The 3366-nt window shown below is 40.5% G+C and carries 2 protein-coding genes; both read right to left on the bottom strand.

Annotated features, from left to right (window positions below; translation table 11 throughout):
* Positions 1 to 1332: 1332 nt before the first annotated feature.
* A complete protein-coding gene (locus tag AACW06_RS18915) occupies positions 1333 to 1836 on the bottom strand; it encodes a hypothetical protein (RefSeq protein ID WP_192076254.1) in 504 nt (167 codons plus the stop codon).
* A gap of 134 nt (positions 1837 to 1970) precedes the next feature.
* On the bottom strand, positions 1971 to 2312 hold the full coding sequence (locus AACW06_RS18910; RefSeq protein ID WP_162093889.1) for a ribonuclease E inhibitor RraB: 342 nt from the start codon (positions 2310 to 2312) through the stop codon (positions 1971 to 1973).
* Positions 2313 to 3366 lie beyond the last annotated feature (1054 nt).

The raw sequence follows: 3366 nt of genomic DNA, 5'->3' as shown, positions 1-3366 counted from the left end.
TCAAACACTTCCCGAAAAGTGCCACTGGCGAGATAGTTGAGAAACTGAGATTTATCCGGTGTGTAGCTAGAAAACCCAAAGCCTTTCCACCCTAAATTCACCGTTTTTCTTAACCCCAGCTAACGCCCAATTAAGTGGTGAACAACGCACTGACCAAGCCACTGCATAACACCGTAAAACACTTTACCTGACGCATAGTAAAACTGCCACGCGTTGAGAATCCACTTGAATTGTTTGTTATGTGAATTTAGCTATGAATTCAAAGTAAACCACCGTAGAAACGAAGAAATTTGAATAAGTTACGTACAACAACGATGCTTACCAAAACCTAAATTTCACAGCGATCTGAGCCAACGAGAGCCACTTACAGGATCAAAAACAAAGAAAGCGCCCTTTCAGCCACAACAAAACCTTTTGCTTCACTAGACTTTCAGAGCTGAACTTCAACAAGCAAATCAGTCAAAAAGACATTTCAATTAAAGCGATTTAAAACTGACGAAATTCAACACAAACCAGATCCAAAACTTAATTGAGGCAACCCAAGAACCTTGAAAACGATCAATCTCAGGTTGTTCAAGAATCCATTTCGACCAAGACAACTTGCCGAAAACACGGAGCGAATTCTCAATGAAATCGTAGAATTAACCTCAAAAACTCATCCAACACATAACGCCCAATTAAGTGGTGAACAACGCACTGACCAAGCCGCTGCATAACACCATAAAACACTTTACCTAACGCATAGTAAAACTGCCACGCGTTGAGAATCCACTTGAATTGCTTGTTATGTGAATGTAACCGTGAATTCAAAGTAAGCCACCGTAGAAACGAAGAAATTTGAATAAGTTACGTGTAAAAACGATGCTGACCAAAACCTAAATTTTACAGCGATCTTAGCCCAAGAGAGCCACTTACAGAATCAACAATAAAGAAAGCGCCCTTTCAGCCAAAACCAAACCTTTTGAATTCACCAGACTTTCAGAGCTGATCTTCAGCAAGAGAATCAGTCAAAAAGACATTTCAATTAAAGCAACTGGAAACCGCCGAAACTCAACACAAACCAGATCCAAAACTCCATTGAGGCAACCCAAGAACCTTGAAAACGATCAATCTCAGGTTGTTCAAGAATCCATTTCGACCAAGCCAACTTGCCGAAAACACGGAACGAATTCTCAATGAAATCGTAGAGTTAACCCTAAAAACTCATCCAACACATAACGCCCTGTTAAGGTGTGAGCAACGCAATACCTTAGCCGCCGCATGCCACCTTAAACACTAAACGCAACGCATAGTGAAAATGCCACGCGTTGCGAATCACTCTTAAACAGTTTGTTATGTGCGACATAAAAATGGCCAACCATTATTCAATCTCCAAACCCTCTCTAAGTCTCGTTCAATGCCCGCATATGCCCACCTAATACCATACTGCCCATCTGAACTATCACAAATTACAAACTTAACGCGAAACTCATCAACCTCAAAACATCGCTCTAAAGCGAGTTTTCCTGTTGCGCCTTGAGTATTAGTAAATGCTGCCGCCAATCTATCTCGTAAAGCTTTACCTTTACCGTTGTAGACACACCAATAATCATCGTCAAATTGCTTTATAGTCCACTCAAAAGGAAGATTTACTTTTGCTAGTTCAGCGAAGTCAATATGAACTAAGTTATCTGGAGCAGAACAATCAAGGAACTTTTGAGCCGATATCCTTGTGTAAATCCAGTAAAAGCCAGAATCTTTATTCGATACTATTTCTTTCATTTCGCCTAGTGTGTGAAGCTTTTGATTATTAACTTTTGTTTCAACTTCACTAATGATTTTTTGCCAAACTGACATTTTTCCTCCCAAGCACATAACGCCCTGCTAAGGGGTGAGCAACGCAATACCGAAGCCGCCGCAAACCACCTTAATCACTAAATTCAACGCATAGTAAAAATGCCACGCGTTGCGAATCCCTCTTGAGCAGTTTGTTAGTAGTTTGTAGCCACGCATCCCCAACCATCAAATTCAACCTTGTACAGTTCGGCTACACAGACCATAAAACCAGATACACAAGAGATTATATTTTGATTTACTGGCATTGTTATTTTTACATCAACATAATGAAGTCCATCATGAACTACATGTTTCGCTACTCCAAACTGAAAGTCATTGATAAACCCAGCAACGACATCGGCCGTATGAGAATCAGGGCACTTAAAGTGAAAATCAACTTCTCTGAATAATGAAAAGTTATCTCCCTCTGCATCAAGCCTTCTTAGCACATCAACATCGCTTTCTGCTGACTCGATGATTTTATTTACAATCGACATAACTACCTCTAACTACTAACGCCCAATTAAGTGGTGAACAACGCACTGACCAAGCCGCTGCATTGCACCATAAAACACTTTACCTAACGCATAGTAAAACTGCCACGCGTTGAGAATCCACTTGAATTGCTTGTTATGTGAATTTTACCGTGAATTCAAAGTAAACCACCGTAGAAAGGAAGAGATTTGAATAAGTTACGTACAAAAACGATGCTTACCAAAACCTAAATTTCACAGCGTTCTGAGCCAAAGAGAGCCATTTACAGAACCAACAACAAAGAAAGCGCCCTTTCAGCCACAACAAAACCTTTTGCTTCACCAGACTTTCTGAGCTGAATGTCAGCAAGCAAATAACTCAAAAAGACATTTCAATTAAAGCGATTTGAAACCGACGAAACTCAACACAAGCCAGATCCAAAACTTAATTGAGGCAACCCAAGAACCTTGAAAACGATAAATCTCAGGTTGTCCAAAGATTCATTTCGACTAAGCCAACTTGCCGAAAACACGGAACGAATTCTCAATGAAATCGTAGATTTGACCTTAAAAACTCATCAAACACATAACGCTGCGTTAAGTGGTGAGCAACGCGACCACAATCCTAAACCATTGTGCCTTAAACACAACACTCAACCTAGAGCCGAAACTCCCAAGCGTTGGGAATCCGTCTTAAACGCCTAGTTAGCTGCTGCACTTTCGCTAGAAAATTACGCCAAAGTGCCTAATTTGAAACACATTATTGCTTTAAAACGGCAAAGTAAAACAGACAGCTGTGAAATTAAAACCCAATCCACGAAATGCGCTTGGCAAAGAAGAAATGACCGAGAAAACCCCCATTCCAGAGCATGGTAATTTGCAAAGAATTCTATCGAAAAAGCTAACGACAAAGCACACAAAACGAATTTAGGCATTTATGAATTTCAACAACAAAGAAGCCGCGCCAACGAACTTAACAAACACAACATTTCCCGTAAGCAGACTTCGTTAAGTTCAAACACTTCCCGAAAAGTGCCACTGGCGAGATAGTTGAGAAGCTGAGATTTGTCCGGTGTGT

It is taken from the genome of Vibrio sp. S12_S33, from assembly GCF_963889785.1.
Taxonomy (GTDB): Bacteria; Pseudomonadota; Gammaproteobacteria; order Enterobacterales; family Vibrionaceae; genus Vibrio; species Vibrio aestuarianus.
Note: the sequence above shows the minus strand (reverse complement) of the source record. Positions and strands in the feature narration are given on the sequence as shown.